The sequence below is a fragment of the Rhodococcus sp. 1R11 genome, assembly GCF_004563845.1.
GTDB lineage: Bacteria > Actinomycetota > Actinomycetes > Mycobacteriales > Mycobacteriaceae > Rhodococcoides.
This window is the reverse complement of the sequence record NZ_SPNG01000001.1, coordinates 74,246-92,995: the sequence shown is the minus strand read 5'-3', so window position 1 is coordinate 92,995 and position 18,750 is coordinate 74,246. Positions and strand designations below refer to the sequence as shown.

Here is an 18,750-nt window from a genome sequence, read left to right as displayed (position 1 = left end):
AGCGTCGTGGACATGAGAATCCTGCACACCTCGGACTGGCACATAGGTCGCACCTTTCACGGTGTCGACCTGTTGGCCGATCAGGGCGCAGTACTCGAGTCCATCGCGGAACTGGTTGCCGCACAGTCGATCGACGTGGTCGTCGTCCCGGGTGACATCTACGATCGCGCCGTGCCGAGCGCCGATGCCGTATTGGTCTGCAATCGCGGACTCGAAGCGATCCGAGCCGCCGGAGCCGTCATCGTCGCGACGTCGGGTAACCACGATTCGCCCGCTCGACTGGGTGCCGGAGCTGCGTTCGCCTCGGCCGGCGGACTGCATCTGATGACCAAGGTCGGCAGCGTCGCGACCCCGGTGGTCGTCGACGACGAACACGGATCGGTTGCGTTCTACGGCATTCCGTACCTCGAGCCAGAGACCACCCGAGTCGAACTCGACGTTCCGGCGGCACGGACGCACGCCGAGGTACTCGATGCTGCCATGGACCTGGTGCGCGCCGACCTTGCAGCGAGAGACGAAGCAGGGCAACATGTTCGGTCCGTCGTCCTCGCGCACGCGTTCATCGTCGGCGGTGAAGCGACCGGTTCGGAGCGATCGATTTCCTCCGGGGGAATCGAAACCGCACCGGCATCGGCATTCGACGGCGTCGACTACGTGGCACTGGGTCATCTGCATTCTCCGCAGACACTCACCGAGCGGGTCCGGTACTCCGGCTCCCCGCTGCCCTACTCGTTCGGCGAGCGATCGCACCGTAAGGCCGTGTGGATTCTCGAACTCGACGCCGATGGGCTCGGCAGCGTCGATCGAGTGGACTTGCCGGTGGTGCGCGGTCTCGCCCGCATCGAGGGCACGGTCGAGGAATTGACCACTCATGCAGCCTTTTCCGAATACGAGGATCACTACGTCTCGGCAGTGCTGACCGACGAGGTCCGTCCTGTCGATGCAATGCGGTTGCTGCAACAGCGTTTTCGGCACGCGATCCATCTCGAGTGGCGTCGACCCGAAGACGACGGGGGGCTTCGGTATCGCGATCGTGTCCGCGGCCGCAGCGACCTCGAGATCGCGACGTCGTTCCTTACGGACATGCGTAGCGCACCCACCGCAGCCGAGTCCGCACTCTTCGAGCGCGCACTTGCTTCCGTGCAGCGCGAGGCCGAATCCACGCGCACACCGGCGAGCACCGTCGGCCGCGGCGCTGCATGAGGCTGCACTCACTCGAGATCACCGCCTTCGGTCCCTTCGCGGGAACGGAGACGGTCGATTTCGACGCGCTGGGAGCCGACGGGTTGTTTCTGTTGCACGGCCAGACCGGAGCCGGGAAGACGACTGTGCTCGACGCCGTTGCCTTCGCGCTCTACGGCACCGTTCCCGGAGCACGGCGGGAGGGCAAGAGGCTGCTGTCCGACCACGCCTCGAGAGGTGCCGTCCCGCAGGTGACCCTCGAAGCAACGCTCGGTGGGCGACGAATCCGGATCGTGCGCAGTCCGGAGTTTCTGCGCCCCAAGCTCAGGACTGCCGGCACCACCAAGCAGCATGCCAAGGCGAGTCTCACCTGGCTCGACGGGCGTGGGCAGAACCTGACGCGGCTCAACGAGATCGGCGACGCGGTCAACGGGTTGCTCGGAATGAGTGCCGATCAGTTCTTTCAAGTGGTGTTGTTGCCGCAGGGCGAGTTCGCGAAGTTTCTGCGAGCAGACAGCGACGAGCGCGGAAACCTACTCGAAAGACTCTTCGACACAGGCAGATTCGGCGACGTGGAGGAATGGTTCGCCGAGCGCCGTCGAGAATTGGCCGCCGGTCTTGCCGGCGCCGACCAGGCCATCGACATCATGCTGGGCAGAGTGTCCCAGGCTGCGGGCGTACCCGAGCCGTCCACCGACGACGCCGCGCCCGGTGAGCAGGCGCAGGATCCCCTCGAATGGGCGGCACGGGTTCTGGACGATGCGCGGCAGAACAGAACTCTCGCCCAGGGTCGTGCGGTGCTGGTCGACGCGGCGGCCGGGCGTGCGTCCGCCGCGCTGGCCGAGGCCACCAGCGCCCTGGACCTGCAGCGCCGACGCGCCATCGCGGAAGAGCAACTCGCGCAGTACCGGGACGGCGAAGCCGCCCGAGCAGCGCGACGCGCGGAACTGGCCGACTCTGCTGCTGCGGGTCCCATCGCCGACGCCGTCGCCGATCTGCGCCTTGCCGCCACCACCGCAGGTGCGGCCACCACAGCGCTGACCGCCGCGGAACAGGCGCTGCCGACGTCCGCGGAGGGCAGGCGCTTCCACGACGCACTGCAGTGGCCGCCGGCGCAGACCGATCCGGCCGATGAGCGAGCAGTGGTTGCCGAGTTCGTGCGAGCGTGGACCACCGATGTCGCACGGCTGCAGTCGCTGCTCGGAACAGCCCGTGAGGCCGACCGGCTGGACGCCGAGCTCGCAGAACAGCGCGCACAGAGTGCCGAGACCGTTGCTGCCATCGAACGCACGGCGACGAAACAGGCGACACTTCCCGAGACCGTCGCCGCCGTCGAAGCGCGAGTGGCGCGCGCAGCTGCGGCCGTTGCCGAGCTTCCCGGACTGGACGAGCGGTGTGCCCGTGCTCAGGCGGCCGCCGAGTCGGCCCTCGAATTGGTGCGGACCCGAGCCGTTCTCGTCGAGGCAGAACGCGTCAGGGACCGTGCCGCAACCGCCCGTAACAGCGCCTGGGAGCATTTGCTCGAGCTGCGCGAACGCCGCATCGACGGCATGGCCGCAGAGCTCGCTGCCCGCCTCGAGCCCGGTGCGCCCTGTGTCGTCTGCGGGTCGGCCGAACACCCGAATCCGGCGGCTGCCGCCACGTCGACGGTCACGAAAGCGCAGGAGGACAAGGCCGCTGCCGCGGAGCGAAAGTGCGCTGCCGAGCTGGAACGGTCGATCGCGGCCGTCGCAGACGCGAGTCGTGCGGTCGATCTGTTGCACGACCGGACGGGCGGAGCCTCCGCCGCGGAGCTTGCTCACACCCTCGATGCGGCGACGACTGCAGTCCGAGACGCTCGAGCGAGGGCCGCCGACCTCGACCCGGCGTCGACCGAGCTGCGCCGGCTCCGCGCCGAGTCGGATGCGCTGGCGGTCACGCTGCAGGATCTCGTCGCCAGGCGCAGCGCCCTCGACGAACGCATCGCAGCCACCGAGCGATCGGTGGCGCAGATGCGAGCGTCGGTAGCCGAGGAAGTGGCCGAAGGCGCATCGTTGATCGAGCGAATCGCCCAGTGCGAGGCGCTGATCGACGGTGCCCGCCGACTGCAGGAAGCGCGAATCGCTTGGCTCGACGCCAGCGAACAGCACGTCGCGCTGCGCGGCGAACTGGATCGACGGGTATCGGCATCGAACTTCGATTCCGCCGATGCAGCAGCAGGTGCCGTTCTCACCAAGGACCGCGTCGAGCAGATCGAGGCCGAGCTTCGTCTCGCGGAGGAGCGTCGGGCACACGCCGAACACGTGCTGCTCGAACCCGGCATCGTCGCCCAGAGTGGGCAACCGCCGATCGACCTGGCCCCACTGCGCGCCCGGTTCGCCGAATTGGACGGCGAGGCCAAGGTTGCCGCCGGGGAGGTGGCCGAGTGTCGCCGACGTGCGGACGAGCTCGAGCGGTTGATCGCCGAACTGTTCGTCGCGGCTGCGGCCATCGCGCCGCAACGCGCCGAGTTCGACGAGCTCGCCAACTTGGCGGATGTGGTCGCCGGGCGTGGGCAGAATGCACGCAAGATGTCGCTGCGGTCCTACGTGCTTGCGTCCCGTCTCGAGGACGTCGCCGAGTCGGCGTCGGCACGTCTGCGCCGAATGTCCTCGGGTCGTTACGAATTCGTGCACTCGGACGAGGCGGGCGTCCGCGGTAAGCGGGGTGGACTCGGTCTCGACATCCGCGACGACTACACCGGCGTGGTGCGTTCGGCCAAGACACTCTCGGGCGGCGAGGCGTTTCTGGCGTCGCTCTCGCTCGCGCTGGGTCTTGCCGATGTCGTGGCCGCCGAATCCGGCGGGGTCGTTCTCGACACCATGTTCATCGACGAAGGGTTCGGCACGCTCGACGCGGACACACTGGAATCGGTGATGGCCGTGCTCGACGAATTACGTGCGGGCGGCCGCGTTGTCGGAGTCGTCAGTCACGTCGACGAAATGCGTCAGCGCATTCCGAGCCGCCTCTACGTCAAGCGTGGACGCGCGGGCTCGACACTGCAGGTCGTCGCGTCCTGATCGTGGCTACTTCTTCCCCGGCGCAGCCTTGTCGTCCTCGTCCTCGAGACCGGCCTGTTCGTCGGTCAGTCCCTCGGGTGCGGGGGCCTGATCCTCGAGCTCGTCCTGATCGGGCTCGTTCGATCGCTCGTCGATCTGTTCGGAGACGTAGCGAATGAGCACCGCAGCCACCGCCGCGGCGGGCACAGCGAGGAATGCGCCGATGATCCCGAAGAGCGAGCTGCCTCCGGTGACGGCGAGCAACACGATCGCTGGATGCAGATTCATGCTGCGGCTCTGCAGGATCGGCTGCAGTACGTTGCCTTCGAGTTGCTGCACCGCGACGATGATCGCGAGCACGATCAACGCGGTCGTCAGACCGTTCGCCACCAATGCGACGAGCACGGCGAGAGCGCCCGCGACGAACGCACCCACGATGGGGATGAATCCACCGAGGAACGTCAGGGTGGCGAGCACCAATGCCAGCGGGACACCGAGGATCACCAATCCGAGCCCGATGAAGAACGCGTCGATGAAGCTGACGATGGCCTGGGTCCGGATGAAGCCGCCGAGCGTCACCCACATGCGGGAGAGAACTTCGCCGAGATGGCGTCCCGCGCGGCCGCCGGAGAATCCGTGCAGCCACGGCAAGAACTTCGGGCCGTCCTTGACGAAGAAGAACGACAGCACGAGCACCAGAGCGAGGGTCACGAGGATGGAACCGGCTGCCGAGACGCCGCTGAACACGCCGGTCGCGATGACGTCGCCGCTGTCCTGCAGGCGCGAGACGATGGCCGATACCGCAGTGTCGATCTGATCGTCGCCGATGTTGAGCGGCGGTCCCTTGAGCCAGTCCTGCACCTGACCGATACCGCCCGACGCCTGATCGACCAACTCGGGAGCCTGTTCGGCCACCGACGGAATGATCAGAGTGATGACCCCGCCGATCACGACGAAGAACACCACGAGTGACACGGACGACGCCAGCGCAGGCGGAAAACCAAGGCGCATCATCAATTTCGCCGGTGGCCACAGAACCGTGGCCACGATCACCGCGAGTAGAACCGGTAGCAGAATCACCCAGAGATGCCCGATCAGCCAACCGAACACCCACGCGCCGGCCGCGATGGAGATCAGGATGAGCGACCATTTCGCCAACCAGAGGCCACCGGTTCCGATGAGGTCCCCGCGATCTCGTCCGGACTTCGCGGGCTTCGCAGTACTGCCGGGAACTGCCGATTCGGTCACGGTGGGTCCTCACATTCGGCGGGTGGCGGTTCGTGAAGAACCTTAACGTCCCACTCCGACGCGTTGTCGGTCAGAGCGCCTCGTGGGCCAACAGCCACTTCTTCGTCGGCAGTCCCCAACGGAATCCACCGAGCGCACCGCCGATCCGAACCACTCGGTGGCACGGTACGAACAGGGCGGCGGCATTGCGCGCGCACGCCGACGCGGCACCGCGAATCGCCGTCGGCCGTCCGGACAGTTCCGCGAAAGCCGAGTACGTCACCGGCGCTCCGGGTTCGACAGTGCGCAGCACGTCCCAGGCGTGCATCAGGAATTCGCCTGATCGTTGTGCGACGGCAATGCCGTCGATGCGGTCGACGTCGCCGCGGTGATAGGAGTCGACAGCTGCGGTGACGGCACCGAGGTCGGTCGCCGAGCGGACATCGGTGGGTCGCAACGTCGGATGGATCAACACTCGGAGTTCCTCGACGTCGGCGGTCCAGCCCGACGCCAGCACACGTTGATCGGCGTCGACGATGGTGGTGAACGGGCCGATAGGGGTGTCCTGTGTTGCGGAGGTGGCCATCATGCCTGTCTTCTTTCCAGTGCGGTGATCCACAGGTGCATCGAGACGTAGGAGCGCCACGGTGCCCAGCGTTGGGAGTTCTTCAGCGAAATGTCCAGTGCCTGCGCGCCTTGCCGGGCGACGAGGTCGGTGTCGAGCAGAACGTCGGGGTCACCCAGCAGTCGCATGACGACATAGCGGGCAGTCCACGGTCCGATTCCCCTGAGCTCGAGCAGTTCCCGTTCCAGATCGGGACCCTCCCGCGCGGGGTGCAATGCCACCGTTCCCGACGCGATGGCGTCGGCGACGCGGATGACGGTCTGGACCCGAGCCGCCGGGCCGGTGAGGACCTCGTGGCCGCGTTCGGCGATGACGGCAGCGTCGGGGAACAGTCGTCCGACGCGTCCGTCGCCGAAATCCAGTGGTGCCCCGAGCGCGTCGACGAGCCTGGCGGTGTGGGTCGCCGCAGCCTTCAGCGAGATCTGTTGCCCGATGACGGTGCGCAGCAACATCTCTGCCCCGTCGACGACCCCGAGGGCCCTGATACCCGGATGGGCGTCGACGCTCGGCGCGAGTTGGGGGTCGGCGCGTAGGGCCTCGTCGACGGCAAGCGGATCGGCGTCGAGATCGAGCAGGTGTCGAATCCTGGCCACGGCCGGAGCGAGGTCGCGCATGTCCTGCAGAGTCAGTGCGGCGCTGACGAATCCGTCCATGATGCGCAGTGCCACCAGTCCGGAGGCGTGCGGTAACTGCAATGAACGCACGTATTCGCCGTCGTCGGAGAACGATTCGATGCCCTCGACCACATGGCCTCGCAGGAACCACTCGACCCAGCCGCGGTCCAGCGGCGCGCGGTAGGGCAGTCGCAACGTGACGGTGCCACCCGCAGAAGGTACGGCCGAGCGGTGCGCTTCCCGCCGCAGAGTCGTCGGATCGACGGCGAAGACCTCTTTGACGGTGTCGTTGAACTGGCGGACGCTCGAGAAGCCGGCGGCGAAGGCGATGTCGGCCATCGACATGTCGGTGGTCTGGATCAACGTGCGAGCGGTGTGCGCGCGATGGGCGCGAGCCAACGCGAGGGGGCCGGCTCCCACTTCTGCCGTCAGAACGCGGGTCAGTTGGCGGCTCGAATAGCCGAGGGTGCTGGCGAGGCCGTCGACGCCCCCGCGCTCGACGGCTCCGTCGGAGATCAGCCGCATCGCGCGAGAACTCAGATCTGAGTGGATGTTCCATCGTGGGGAGCCGGGGGTGGCGTCGGGCTGGCAACGTCGGCAGGCGCGGTAACCGGATTGTTGGGCCGCTGCTGCCGTGGCCATGAACGAGACGTTGCCGGGCTTGGGGGTGCGCGCCGGGCAGGAGGGTCGGCAGTAGATGCCGGTGGTGGAGACGGCGGTGAAGAACTGGCCGTCGAACCGTGCGTCACGCGAGGAGACCGCGCGATAACACCGATCGAAGTCCAGTTCTTGCACCTGCCGTTCGCTGCTCATGCTCCTACTGTGTCAGCGCGATCCCGCCAGTGCTAGCGGAAATCGGACAGCACCGTGTCAGCAGCAGCGAGCTCCCGGATTCCGGTCCGCTTCCGCGTGCCGGTCCTTCCAGTACTGCCGCACGGTCGGTGGCTCCTGGCCCGGGTGGTGCCGGGCCAGGTGCGCGACATAGCGGTCGTAATCGTGATCACCCATCACGGAGGTAATCCACCACCACAGCCCGCGCATCTAGTGCGCCGACCCGGGGCGTCGGACGGTGCCCGCATCGATCAGTTCGTCCCACTCGGCCTGGATCTGCTTCTCGGCGGGGGTGAGAACGAATCCGGCAGGACCGAAGATCTTCGATGGCACCTCCGGCTCCTCGTTGTCCGGCAGATCTGCTCCGCGAACGGCCCTGACGCACACGATGACTCCGGCGATGACGACGACCAGGACGAGTACCGCGAAGATGATCGAGAGGGTGCCCTGGATGAACGTGTTGCGAATGACCGCGTCGATGGCCTCGGGGGTCTTCGCGCTGCCGAAGCTGCTCAGGCCCTGCTCCTTCGCGTCACGGAACTGAGAATGCTGCGTCCAGTAACCGATGGCCGGGGTGGAGGAGAAGATCTTCTGGTACGAGGCCGTCATCGTGACGATGAGGTCCCAGGCAAGCGGAATGCCGGGGATCCATGCCCACTTGTAGAGGCCTCGTTTGACGACGATCACCATGACCACCGTCAGGGCGATGGCGGCGAGCAACTGATTGGCGATACCGAACAGCGGGAACAGGGTGTTGATGCCGCCGAGCGGGTCGGTGACTCCCATGAGAAGGATTGCGCCCCAAGCTGCGACGACGATCAGCGAGCAGATCCATGCTCCGGGACGCCACGACGGGTCCTTGAACTTCTTGGCCGAGGCTCCGGGCAGGTTGCCGATGCTGTCGGAGAGCATGAAGCGTGCGACGCGGGTGCCTGCGTCGACCGTGGTGAGGATGAACAGTGCCTCGAACATGATCGCGAAGTGGTACCAGAACGACTTGAGCGATTCGCCGCCGAACACCTGATGCAGTACCTCGGACATGCCGAACGCCAGCGTCGGAGCGCCACCGGTGCGGGAGATGATCGACTCCTCGCCCACATCGGCTGCAGCCTGGCTCAATTCGGCCGGGGTGATGTTGCCGCCGCTCAGATTGAGGTTGTTGACGTACTCCGCAGCAGTCTCGGGCGTGCCGCCGGTCAACGTCGCCGGAGCATTCAGCGCGAAGTAGATGTGCTGATCGAGGACACACGCGGTGATCAGCGCCATGATGGCGACGAACGACTCGGTGAGCATGCCGCCGTAGCCGATCATGCGCATCTGCTTTTCCTTCTCGAGCAACTTCGGCGTGGTGCCGGAGGAGATCAGAGCGTGGAAACCCGACAGCGCGCCGCAGGCGATGGTGATGAACAAGAACGGGAACAGTGATCCGGCGAATGCCGGGCCGTTGCCCTCGGTGGCGAAGCTCGTCATGGCGGGCATCTGAATTTCAGGGCGCGCGATGAGAATGCCGACGGCCAGCAGCGCGATGGTGCCGACCTTCATGAACGTCGACAGGTAGTCGCGCGGTGCGAGCAACAGCCACACCGGCAGGATGCACGCGAGCAAGCCGTAGCCGATCAGGAGCCAGGCGACGGTCACCTTGGAGAGGGTGAACCAATCGGTGCCCCACTCGGTTTCGGCAACCCAGCCGCCGGCGATGATCGCGAACAGCAGCAGTACGACACCGATGAGCGAGACCTCGGTGACGTTGCCCGGTCGCAGGTAGCGCAGGTACACGCCCATGAACAGGGCGATGGGGATGGTCAGCGCGATGGAGAAGACGCCCCACGGACTTTCGGCGAGCGCGTTGACGACGACGAGAGCGAGAACCGCGATCAGGATGATCATGATGACGAACACCGCGATGAGCGCGGCGGTTCCGCCGACTACTCCGAGTTCGTCACGGGCCATCTGGCCGAGGCTGCGGCCGTTGCGGCGCGTCGAGATCCACAGCACCAGGAAATCCTGGACGGCCCCGGCGAACACGACGCCGATGATGATCCACATGGTGCCGGGCAGGTAGCCCATCTGGGCCGCCAGAACCGGTCCGACGAGGGGGCCCGCTCCCGCGATCGCGGCGAAGTGATGGCCGAACAGCACCCGACGGTCCGTCGGCATGTAGTCCTTGCCGTTCTCCAAGATCTCGGCGGGCGTGGCTCGGTCGTCGCGAGGAAAGACGATCTTGCGTTCGATCAGCCTGGCGTAGAAGCGAAACGCGAAGATGTAGGTACACACCGCGGCGATGACGAACCAGACTGCGTTGGGATTCTCGCCGCGGACGATGGCGATGATCGTCCAGGCGACGCCGCCGAGCAGGCCGATCACGACGAGCATCAGACGCTTGATCGGAGTCATGGGATGGGAATCGACGACTCCGACGGGTGGTAGGTCGGGGTCTGTCTTCAGCAATTCGACGTGTGGATCGTCGGCCGCTTTCAGTGACATGTGGGGGGTCTCCATGGTCGCAGGTGTGACTGCGATCACCCTATGCGTGACGCACTTGCACGTCCTCGAATCGACACTTCGCGGTGCGCCCGGCGGTCACTCGTGTGCGCCGAGTGGCGGCGGCCTGGAACCGGATGGTCCTGGGCTGCGTCGTACCGGGTGTCATCACTTCATTCATTCGGGGGGAACACCACATGTCGGGACCGTACGAGCAAACTCATCAGCAGACCTTTCCCGCGGCGCAGCCCTTCGCGCCCGTGCTGCCCGCGTCGAACGCAGGGTGGGCAGTGGTGGCAGTCATCTTCTTCTGGCCACTGGCCATCCCCGCGTTCAATCACGCGCTCAAGGTTCATCCTCTGTGGTCGATGGGTGATCTCCAGGGCGCGCAGTACTCGTCCCAGCGCGCGGCCTTCTTCGGCAAGCTGTCCCTCATCATCTTCGGCGTCTTCATCGTTCTCTACCTGGCGTTCATCGGCTTGGTCGTCTCGAACATGTGACGGGTCGACGGCGGTGTGCTGATCACCCGCGGGTGACCGAAATACCGCCGTCGACGTAGAGCGTGGTTCCGTGGACCATTGCGGCGTTGTCCGAGACCAGGAACAGAACGCCGTCGGCAATGTTCTGCGGTGACAGCACCGTGCCTGCCGGGGTTCCGGCCGTCATGGTTTCGAGGACCTGGCGTGCGTCCTCGTTGCCCGGGGTCAGAGTCGCTCCGGGCGCGAGGGCGTTCACTCGCACACCGCGTGGGCCGAACTCAGCGGCCCAACTGCGAGTGAGCTGCTCGTCGGCGGCTTTGGTGGCGGAGTACATGGCAGCGAACGGACTGCCCATCGTGGCCATCCACGACCCGATGTTCACGATGACTCCGCTGCCGCGCTCGGCCATGGCCGGTGCGAGTTCACCGACGAGCACGTGCGGTGCTCGGACGTTGACGGCAAGCATGGCGTCGAGCTGGTCGTCGGGAAGATCGGCTGTCGCGGTGGCCGGATAGATACCGGCGTTGTTGACGAGAATGTCGACGCGGCCGCCGAGGGCGTCGGTAGTGCGGGCGGCGAACTCGCGAAGCTCGTCGTAGCTGCCGGAGAGATCGACGTCGACGAATGCCGCTGTGCCGCCGGCTTCCGAGATGCGGGCCGCCAGGGCTTTGCCGCGCTCGGCGTCGCGGCCGCTGACGACCACCTTTGCCCCGTGGGCGGCGAGGGTGAGCGCGATGGCAGCACCGATCCCACTGGTCGATCCGGTGACGACGGCGGTGCGTCCATGGAGTTGTGTGGAACTGGAAGATGTCATGACGCCATGTCTACGGTCGCCGAATCGAGCGGACCAGGCGTCGTTCGACCTAGGTCTGTCATGACCAGGTTCGCGATCGCTCGCGTGGCTACTGTGGATTTCGTGAACAACGACAGGTCGGCGCTGAGTGCGTTTCTGCGTGATCGACGCGACCGCATCACTCCCGCCGAGGCGGGAGTACCGACCTATCCCGGTGCGCGACGGGTACCGGGCCTGCGGCGCGAAGAGCTCGCAGCGCTGGCCGGAGTGAGCCCGGATTACTACAGCAAGCTCGAACAGGGTCGCCAGGCCAACGTCTCACCCGAGGTGCTGCGGGCAATTGCTCGGGCGTTGAAACTCGACCGGGTGGAGTCCGCGCATCTGCTCGATCTCGCATCTCCGGCTGTGCCGATCGGCAGCGCCCCGGAGCGACCGGATCCGGGATTACTCCAGGTGATGCGGGCGCTCGATCACGTGCCGGTGTTACTGCTCGGGCGCTCGGGAACCATCCTGGCCAGCAATGCGCTGGTTCGTGCGGTGTTGAGTCTGCAGTCGTCCGCAGAGGATTCGCTGTTCCACTATTTGTTCCGCAATCCCATCGCGCGCGAGCGAATCGTCAATTGGTCGCAGTTCGCGGCGGCCTCGGTTGCGGCACTGCGCCGCGAGCTTGCCCGACGGCCAGGGGATTCGGAGTTGACTGCGCTGATCGACGAATTGCGTTCGTCCGAGCCGTGTTTCGAGCAATGGTGGAGCGATCACGAGGTCGCCGAATTCGCAGGTGCAACGAAAATCATTCAGCACCCGGCGGCGGGCACCCTGCAATTCGGAATCGAGTTTCTGACCTCGCCGAGCGCGCAGGATCAAAGTCTGATCGTCTATACCGTCGAGGAAGAATCGAGCACCGCGAAAGTCATGCCGATCCTGGCGAGCTGGGACGCAAACTCGGCGATCACCTCTTGACCTGAACAACGCTTCAGGTTCTAGCGTCGCAGCCATGGACACATTGGGGCTCGGCTCAATCGGCATTTCCATCGGCGTGTCATCGTCGTATCTCGATGAGGCACGCGCGTTGGAATCACTCGGATTCACCTCGTTCTTGCTGCCGGGCGGGCAGATCGATCGGCTCGGCAGGCTGTCCGATCTGGTCCACGCGACCGAGACCGCCACCGTCGTTCCGGGGATCGTGCCGGTCGATGTGTACTCACCTGCACAGACCGGAACACTGTTCGACGAGCTTTCGGACACCGGTCGATTCGTCCTAGGTCTCGGTGGGCCGCAGAGTGCTCGACCTCTCGCTAAGTTGCATAGGTACCTCGACGAACTCGCGGTACCAGCGGATCAGACGCTGCTCGCGGCGCTCGGGCCGAAGAAGTTGGAGATGGCTCGCGACCGCGCGGCCGGCGCGATCGGGTTGCTCGTGACGCCCGAGTGGACGTCGCAGGCGCGCGGTGCGCTCGGTGTGTCGACGTTGGTGGTCGACCAGTTCGTCGTGGTCGAGTCCGATCCGGATCGAGCACGCGCTGCAGCTCGGAAGCCGCTGAGCTTCCTCGCAACCGTCCCCGGCTATCGGCAGAACTTCCTCCGCATGGGGTTCACCGACGCGGATGTCGAGGATCTCAGCGACCGTCTGGTCGACGACCTGGTGGTGTGGGGGAGTGTCGACGACATCGCCGAGGGGGTGGCCGCTCACCACGCTGCCGGCGCGGATCACGTAGTTCTGGCACCACTCGGTGCATCGAGTATCGACGCTGGCCGGGCACTGTCCGAGCTGGCCGTGTCGTCAAAGTAGACTCCATAGACCGTGAGCCTCACCCTCGGAATCGTCGGACTGCCCAACGTCGGCAAGTCCACCCTCTTCAATGCACTGACCAACAACGATGTGCTGGCCGCGAACTATCCGTTCGCAACCATCGAGCCCAACGTCGGCGTGGTCGCGCTGCCGGATCCCCGGCTCGAGAAGCTGGCCGAGGTGTTCGGTTCGGAGAAGCTCGTGCCTGCGCTGGTGTCGTTCGTCGACATCGCCGGCATCGTCAAGGGTGCGTCCGAGGGCGCAGGCCTGGGCAACAAGTTCCTCGCCAACATCCGTGAGGCCGACGCCATCTGTCAGGTCGTGCGCGTGTTCGCCGACGACGACGTGGTCCACGTCGACGGTCGCGTCGACCCCACCGCGGATATCGAGGTCATCGAGACCGAACTCGCGATCGCCGATCTGCAGACCCTCGAGAAGGCGATCCCGCGCCTCGAGAAAGAGGTGCGGATCAAGAAGGACCGCAAGCCGGCGCTCGATGCGGCTCTGGCCGCGCAGGCCGTTCTGAACGACGGCAAGACGCTGTTCTCGGCGAAGGCCAAGCTCGACTTCGAGATGCTCGGTGAATTCCAGCTGCTCACCACCAAGCCGTTCCTGTACGTCTTCAACGCCGACGAGTCGGTGTTGACCGACGACGCGAAGATCGGTGAACTGGCTCGCCTGGTCGCACCTGCCGACGCGGTGTTCCTCGATGCGAAGATCGAGTCGGAATTGCTCGAACTCGACAAGGAGTCGGCAGCCGAGCTGCTCGAATCCGTCGGTCAGACCGAGCCCGGTCTCGACGCGTTGGCGCGCGCCGGCTTCCACACCCTAGGGTTGCAGACCTACCTCACCGCAGGCCCGAAAGAGGCTCGCGCGTGGACAATTCACCAGGGTGACACCGCACCCCAGGCCGCAGGCGTCATTCACACCGACTTCGAGCGCGGCTTCATCAAGGCCGAAATCGTGTCCTTCGACGACCTCGTCGCCGCGGGTTCGATGGCATCGGCCAAGGCTGCCGGCAAGGTGCGCATCGAGGGCAAGGACTACGTCATGTCCGACGGCGACGTGGTGGAGTTCCGCTTCAACGTGTAGCTCTGCTCGAGCGGCGTCATGTGGTGACTCGATTCGTATCGGGGCAGGCCCGGACTGTGGCACACTCCCGGCGGTGAACAGGTCGCTGACGCTCCACGCCGAAGCCGCAAGTCCCAACTGCATCTCAGCGCTGATCGAGACACCATCCGGCGTCGAGGTTCGCGTGACTACCGAGTCGAACTACAGCCTGGACCACTCCGTGAATTCCTGGCTTCCTCCGCTTTTGGCGGCAGGTATGCGGCATAGGTGGGACGTCGACTTCGACGCTCCCGTGGACTCGGTGGCACTTCGCAATGCGTCGAAAGCTCAAAGTGTTCTTCGCAGCTGGTACCCGAGGCGGTTTCACAAGATATCGATTGCGGCAGAACGGGTACACAGTGTCTCCGAGGCGACGGGCGTCGGTTGCTTCTTCAGCGGAGGCGTCGACAGTTTCTATTCGGCGATCACCCAGTCCGAACGCATCACCCATCTGATCTTCGTGCATGGATTCGACATCCACATCGACGACGAGGAGCTGGCGTCGAAAGCCTTGGCAGGGGCCCGAGAAGCGGCTGCGGATCTGGGCAAGCCGTTGATCGAAATCAAGACCACGGTCAGGTCGGCGCTGGGCGATCCCCTTCAGCTCGAATGGGGCGGGGTCTTCCACGGACCCGCGCTGGCGCATGTCGGTCTGGCATTGTCGGAGCACCTGAGCACGGTCATCATCCCGTCGTCCTACAGCTACCGGCAGTTACATCCATGGGGATCCCATCCGGATCTCGACCCCCTGTGGTCCAGTGGTGCCGTTGCATTCGAGCATCATGAGCTCGAACAAGACCGCTACGGAAAGATCCGTCGCATCGGCGGGAACGAGACCGCGATGAACCACTTGCGGGTCTGCTGGGAGAACCCCGACGGGAGCTTCAATTGCGGGCGTTGTGGCAAATGCACTCGCACGAAAGTCGGGTTGGCACTTGCAGGTGCCGAGACCGTGACGCTCCCGGGCGCAATCGACGAGGACGCTGCGCGTCGGATGAAACTGATGGTCTGGGACCGACGCCAACTGCGGGACGGTCTTGCGGCGATGCAGAAGTCGGGAACTCTCGACGCCGGCGTGCGCAAGGCGTTGAGGAAAGCCATTCGCCGCAGCTACTTCCATTCGGCCGCTTTGTCTCTTCGTAGCCGCTTCTGACCGTCTGGTCCTCGATCGATGAGACTCAGGTTCGCGGGACGACGCGAACCGATCAACCGCCTACGGTCCGGGTGACCAATAGCCGCCACCGTTCGCGCCGTCGGAGACGCAGAACATGTCGAATCCATCCGGCGACACCGCAATCCCTCTCGCTGCGGGGTCGCATTCCGACCCTGGCTCCGCATTGCCGTCGATGATCGGTGCCGACTGCACCCAATGCGCGCGAGTCGACCCTGCATAGGTGCACTTCAGGAACGTGCCATCGGCGGAGGTTCCGTGATTGTCGACGCCCGGATCGCATGGTCCGTCCACCTCGGGCAGTGGGGCCGAGGGGGCCTCGGTCGCGTCGACGGTGGTCTCGACCGGAGTCGGTGGCTCCGTAGTGGGAGGAACCGTGAAGAGTGCGGTCGCCGGCAGGGAGTAGGGAACAAGTGTTTCGACGGATGCCGACGTTCTCGGCGTGAGAGAACCGAAACCGTAGACGACAGTTGCCGCCACGAGCAGTTCGATCACTCCGATTACCAAGCCCGCGATGGCAATTCCACGACCGGCAGGTCGCCAGAAAGCCAGGATTCCGAACACTATCGCGACGGGAAACAAGCCCAGCAGCGCCGCGATCAGTGAGATCACAGCGTACGGGTTGACCGGTTCGGTTGCGCGGTTGTCACCTTTGGTGAGATCTACGGTCATCGACTCGTTCCCCGTTCACTGTATGAAAAACAAGGTGCGGAAAGTCATTCGGTGCGAACGCTACAGGTATCGGTGTCGGCCAGGTGGCAGTTGTCGTCTGCGCGCACGATCGACCGTCGGTTACGCTCCGAAGCAGTCGAACAGGAGGACATGGATGGGCCTGGAATACCTCGAGTCGTTGGTGCATCGAACCGCCACAGCGGGGGAGCCTTTCGAGCGTGGAGCCGACGAGTCGGAACTCGGATACCTGTCCGCGTTGGCCGCGAGGCCCGGCACGAAGTCGATCTGCGAGGTCGGGTTCAATGCCGGCTTCTCGAGCTGGGCGTTCCTCGAAGCCTCTCCCGACGTGACCGTCGTATCCTTCGATCTGGCCGCATACGCGTACAGCGATGCCGCGAAAGCCCATGTCGACGAACACTTCCCGGGCCGACACACCATGATCCAGGGAGATTCGCACACCACCATCAAGGCTTATGCCGAGCAACACCCGGACGCGCACTTCGATGTCATCTTCATCGACGGCGACCATTCTGTGGAAGGTGCCCGCGCAGACCTCGACGATCTCCGTGCGCTCGCCACACCGGAATCGGTTGTCATCATGGACGACATCACGCCGTGGCTCTGGTTCGGCGAAGGTCCGACGCAGGCCTGGCAAGAGGCCGTCGACGCGGGTCGAATCCTGCACACCAACTACTTTCGCGACGGCGAACCCGTCGACGCGGTGACTCCTCCCGCCGCGCGTGCCTGGGCCGAGGGCCGTTACCCCTTCTGAAAACGGACGGGGTGTCGACCAGCGTTCATCGTCGACTGTTGGACACGGCCTGCCGAACCATGTCGGCGGCCGCGTCGGGTGTCGCTGCGAATTGAACGTTGTCGAACCGGTGCAGGTAGGCGTCGTAGATGCCGGATACTTTCCTGTTCGCGTTGTCCATCGCCACGACGCGCTTGCCCATCATCGCGGCCAATACGGCCGCATGCAGCCGATCGGTGAGCACGACGGGTGCGAGGTTCAGAATGCGCTGCGCCACACGGAGGTTGAGCTTCGCTGTCTGCTCGTACGAGCGAACGAGAGCGGGGTACAGCAGCCGATTCGCTTTGGGGAAGTTGTATGCGATTCGGGTCGGCAGCGTCACCATCTTCGAGATCGCCAGATCCCTTCCGTGCAACCCCCAGTCGTATTGGACGGACGACGCGTCGACGTTGACCGAAGCATGACCGAGGCTTTCGGAATCGTCGCGCACGAGTTTCACGACGTCCACTGCAGAGCCTTCGGCGCTGTGTGCGATCTCGGCACCGAAAGCCATGTCCGGACAGTATTCGACGCGGTTGTTCGGGAAATGGGCGAGCGCCAGCTCGTACGAACGCTGTTCACGCAGCATGAGGGTGAGGTCCGGGTGCTGTGCGTAGAGGGCCGCGGTCCTGTGCATGGCGTCGGCGTCGGAGTAGTCGATGCTTTGGGGAAGGCACACGATCTTGTTGCGAGGAAACCGCGAAACGATTCCTTCACGAAATTTCTGGTCCATCGGCCAGCGGTCACCGAAATTTCCTCCGCCCTGCAGAAACAGGGTCCCATCACCGACTCGTTGTTCGAGCAGATCGTTGTTGTGGGTGAACGGATCGGACACGTAGTCGACGTGCACGTTCAACTGCTTCAGGTACTCGACCTCACCGGCGTAGATGAGCGAGTCACCGGCATTGAAGTGATTCGGAAAGTCCAAGTGAGCCACCCGATCTCCGGGTGACGCATGTTGCCGCAGGACGGCCAAGGTCTCTTCGCGTATCGCGTCGACTGTCTCGTATGTCATCGGGGACTCCGTCGCAGGCCGCGGCCGAGCGCGGCCACTCGAATACGCAGTGCGCCGTAGTGGATTCCGACGTAGTGGGCCCACAGACCGCTGGGCATCGGTCGCAGTACTTTCGGCAACCACGGATTGCGAACTGTCGCAAGATACAAGATCGCCGCCGTGTGCGCGGGAATCCGGGCGAGGGACGACGGATGAGGGCAGCCCGCTGCGCGGTGCTTGGTCGACAGTTGGTACGACGTGCGTCCGTACGCGCGGCCTTGCAAGAACGATCGACGAACCGTGGTTCTGATGCGGTATGCGACCGACGCATCCGCGGCATGTCCGAGAGTGAATCCTGCTTGCTGAAGCCTCCACGAGTAGTCGACGTCTTCGGCACCGCCCACGAGGTCTTCGTCGAAGCCTCCGACCTTGTCGAAGACGCGCCTCCACAGCGCGAAATTGCTTCCTGGGGCATACGGCAGGTAGGCGGTGGGAAACAGAGTGCCGTTCGGCGGGTTGTCTCGCCAGGCCGTCACCTCCGGCGGATTGAGGGAATCATGTTCGATTGCGCCGCCCACGGCGTCGTAGCTGTCGAGTGCGCGCACCATGGCACTGAGCCACGTCGGAGAAGCGACGTCGTCGTGGTCGACGAAGGCGATGATCTCGCCCCGCGCGGCTTCCACGCCGACGTTGCGGGCGTAGGAGACGCCACGCTTGGCGGAGGCGTCGACGATACGCATCGTCAGAGGTAGAGACAATTCTTCGAGATGTGAGCGGAGGCCGTCGGTCGATCCGTTGTCGCTGACGATGAGCTCGACATCGCCTGTGTAGTCCTGCGCAGCAAGCGCTTGGAGCTGCTCGTTCAGTTCGGGCAAACCGTTGTACACGGGGAGGACGATGGAAACCAGACTGATAGGCACGTTGTGACCCTACAACGAAATCCGAGTGTTGTTTGGGTAGGCATCCCAACGGTAG

The 18,750-nt window shown here is 64.8% G+C and carries 17 protein-coding genes; 8 read left to right on the top strand and 9 right to left on the bottom strand.

Annotated features, from left to right (window positions below; translation table 11 throughout):
- Window positions 1-12 precede the first annotated feature (12 nt).
- Together E4P29_RS00470 and E4P29_RS00465 are read left to right on the top strand one after the other, a co-directional pair.
- Window positions 13-1,203: an exonuclease SbcCD subunit D gene (locus E4P29_RS00470; RefSeq protein ID WP_135041012.1), complete on the top strand. Its 1,191-nt coding sequence runs from the start codon at window positions 13-15 to the stop codon at window positions 1,201-1,203.
- A complete protein-coding gene (locus E4P29_RS00465) occupies window positions 1,200-4,220 on the top strand; it encodes an SMC family ATPase (RefSeq protein ID WP_135041010.1) in 3,021 nt (1,006 codons plus the stop codon). Before E4P29_RS00470 ends, E4P29_RS00465 begins: the two co-directional genes overlap by 4 nt.
- Before the next feature lie 6 nt (window positions 4,221-4,226).
- Here the strand turns inward: E4P29_RS00465 and E4P29_RS00460 are convergent, their stop codons facing one another.
- The 5 genes from E4P29_RS00460 to E4P29_RS00440 form a co-directional block, all read right to left on the bottom strand.
- Window positions 4,227-5,447, bottom strand: a complete 1,221-nt coding sequence (locus tag E4P29_RS00460) for an AI-2E family transporter (protein ID WP_135041008.1) — start codon at window positions 5,445-5,447, stop codon at window positions 4,227-4,229.
- Window positions 5,448-5,517: 70 nt separating this feature from the next.
- Complete coding sequence (locus tag E4P29_RS00455) at window positions 5,518-6,012, bottom strand: methylated-DNA--[protein]-cysteine S-methyltransferase (protein ID WP_209205281.1); 495 nt, start codon at window positions 6,010-6,012, stop codon at window positions 5,518-5,520.
- A complete protein-coding gene (locus tag E4P29_RS00450) occupies window positions 6,012-7,478 on the bottom strand; it encodes an AlkA N-terminal domain-containing protein (RefSeq protein ID WP_135041004.1) in 1,467 nt (488 codons plus the stop codon). Before E4P29_RS00450 ends, E4P29_RS00455 begins: the two co-directional genes overlap by 1 nt.
- A 57-nt stretch (window positions 7,479-7,535) precedes the next feature.
- Entirely contained in the window at window positions 7,536-7,706 is a 171-nt protein-coding gene (locus E4P29_RS00445; protein WP_072692145.1) for a YbdD/YjiX family protein, read from the bottom strand.
- The gene (locus E4P29_RS00440; protein ID WP_135041002.1) at window positions 7,707-9,980 is read right to left on the bottom strand and encodes a carbon starvation CstA family protein; all 2,274 of its coding nucleotides are present in this window, start codon (window positions 9,978-9,980) and stop codon (window positions 7,707-7,709) included.
- A 194-nt stretch (window positions 9,981-10,174) separates the two neighbouring features.
- On the opposite strand from E4P29_RS00440, the gene E4P29_RS00435 reads away from it, so the two are divergent.
- Window positions 10,175-10,477, top strand: a complete 303-nt coding sequence (locus E4P29_RS00435; RefSeq protein ID WP_167735342.1) for a CD225/dispanin family protein — start codon at window positions 10,175-10,177, stop codon at window positions 10,475-10,477.
- 22 nt (window positions 10,478-10,499) lie between these two features.
- Here the strand turns inward: E4P29_RS00435 and E4P29_RS00430 are convergent, their stop codons facing one another.
- On the bottom strand, window positions 10,500-11,270 hold the full coding sequence (locus tag E4P29_RS00430) for an SDR family oxidoreductase (RefSeq protein ID WP_135040998.1): 771 nt from the start codon (window positions 11,268-11,270) through the stop codon (window positions 10,500-10,502).
- Window positions 11,271-11,372: 102 nt separating this feature from the next.
- On the opposite strand from E4P29_RS00430, the gene E4P29_RS00425 reads away from it, so the two are divergent.
- The 4 genes from E4P29_RS00425 (at window position 11,373) to E4P29_RS00410 (ending at window position 15,301) form a co-directional block, all read left to right on the top strand.
- Entirely contained in the window at window positions 11,373-12,209 is an 837-nt protein-coding gene (locus E4P29_RS00425) for a helix-turn-helix transcriptional regulator (RefSeq protein ID WP_135040996.1), read from the top strand.
- Window positions 12,210-12,243: 34 nt separating this feature from the next.
- On the top strand, window positions 12,244-13,038 hold the full coding sequence (locus E4P29_RS00420) for a TIGR03620 family F420-dependent LLM class oxidoreductase (protein ID WP_135040994.1): 795 nt from the start codon (window positions 12,244-12,246) through the stop codon (window positions 13,036-13,038).
- 12 nt (window positions 13,039-13,050) lie between these two features.
- Window positions 13,051-14,130 (top strand): redox-regulated ATPase YchF, encoded by a 1,080-nt coding sequence (ychF, locus tag E4P29_RS00415; RefSeq protein WP_135040992.1) that lies wholly within the window; start codon window positions 13,051-13,053, stop codon window positions 14,128-14,130.
- Window positions 14,131-14,203: 73 nt separating this feature from the next.
- Window positions 14,204-15,301: a hypothetical protein gene (locus E4P29_RS00410; RefSeq protein WP_135040990.1), complete on the top strand. Its 1,098-nt coding sequence runs from the start codon at window positions 14,204-14,206 to the stop codon at window positions 15,299-15,301.
- Between the two features lie 60 nt (window positions 15,302-15,361).
- Here the strand turns inward: E4P29_RS00410 and E4P29_RS00405 are convergent, their stop codons facing one another.
- Window positions 15,362-15,991, bottom strand: coding sequence for a DUF4190 domain-containing protein (locus tag E4P29_RS00405; protein ID WP_135040988.1), 630 nt, complete (start codon window positions 15,989-15,991; stop codon window positions 15,362-15,364).
- A 154-nt stretch (window positions 15,992-16,145) separates the two neighbouring features.
- On the opposite strand from E4P29_RS00405, the gene E4P29_RS00400 reads away from it, so the two are divergent.
- Window positions 16,146-16,763: a class I SAM-dependent methyltransferase gene (locus E4P29_RS00400; protein WP_135040986.1), complete on the top strand. Its 618-nt coding sequence runs from the start codon at window positions 16,146-16,148 to the stop codon at window positions 16,761-16,763.
- A gap of 25 nt (window positions 16,764-16,788) precedes the next feature.
- On the opposite strand, the gene E4P29_RS00395 is transcribed toward E4P29_RS00400, so the two are convergent.
- Together E4P29_RS00395 and E4P29_RS00390 are read right to left on the bottom strand one after the other, a co-directional pair.
- Window positions 16,789-17,796: a polysaccharide pyruvyl transferase family protein gene (locus E4P29_RS00395; protein ID WP_135040984.1), complete on the bottom strand. Its 1,008-nt coding sequence runs from the start codon at window positions 17,794-17,796 to the stop codon at window positions 16,789-16,791.
- Window positions 17,793-18,695, bottom strand: coding sequence for a glycosyltransferase (locus tag E4P29_RS00390; RefSeq protein WP_135040982.1), 903 nt, complete (start codon window positions 18,693-18,695; stop codon window positions 17,793-17,795). The genes E4P29_RS00395 and E4P29_RS00390 overlap by 4 nt, the downstream gene beginning before the upstream one ends.
- Window positions 18,696-18,750: the final 55 nt, after the last annotated feature.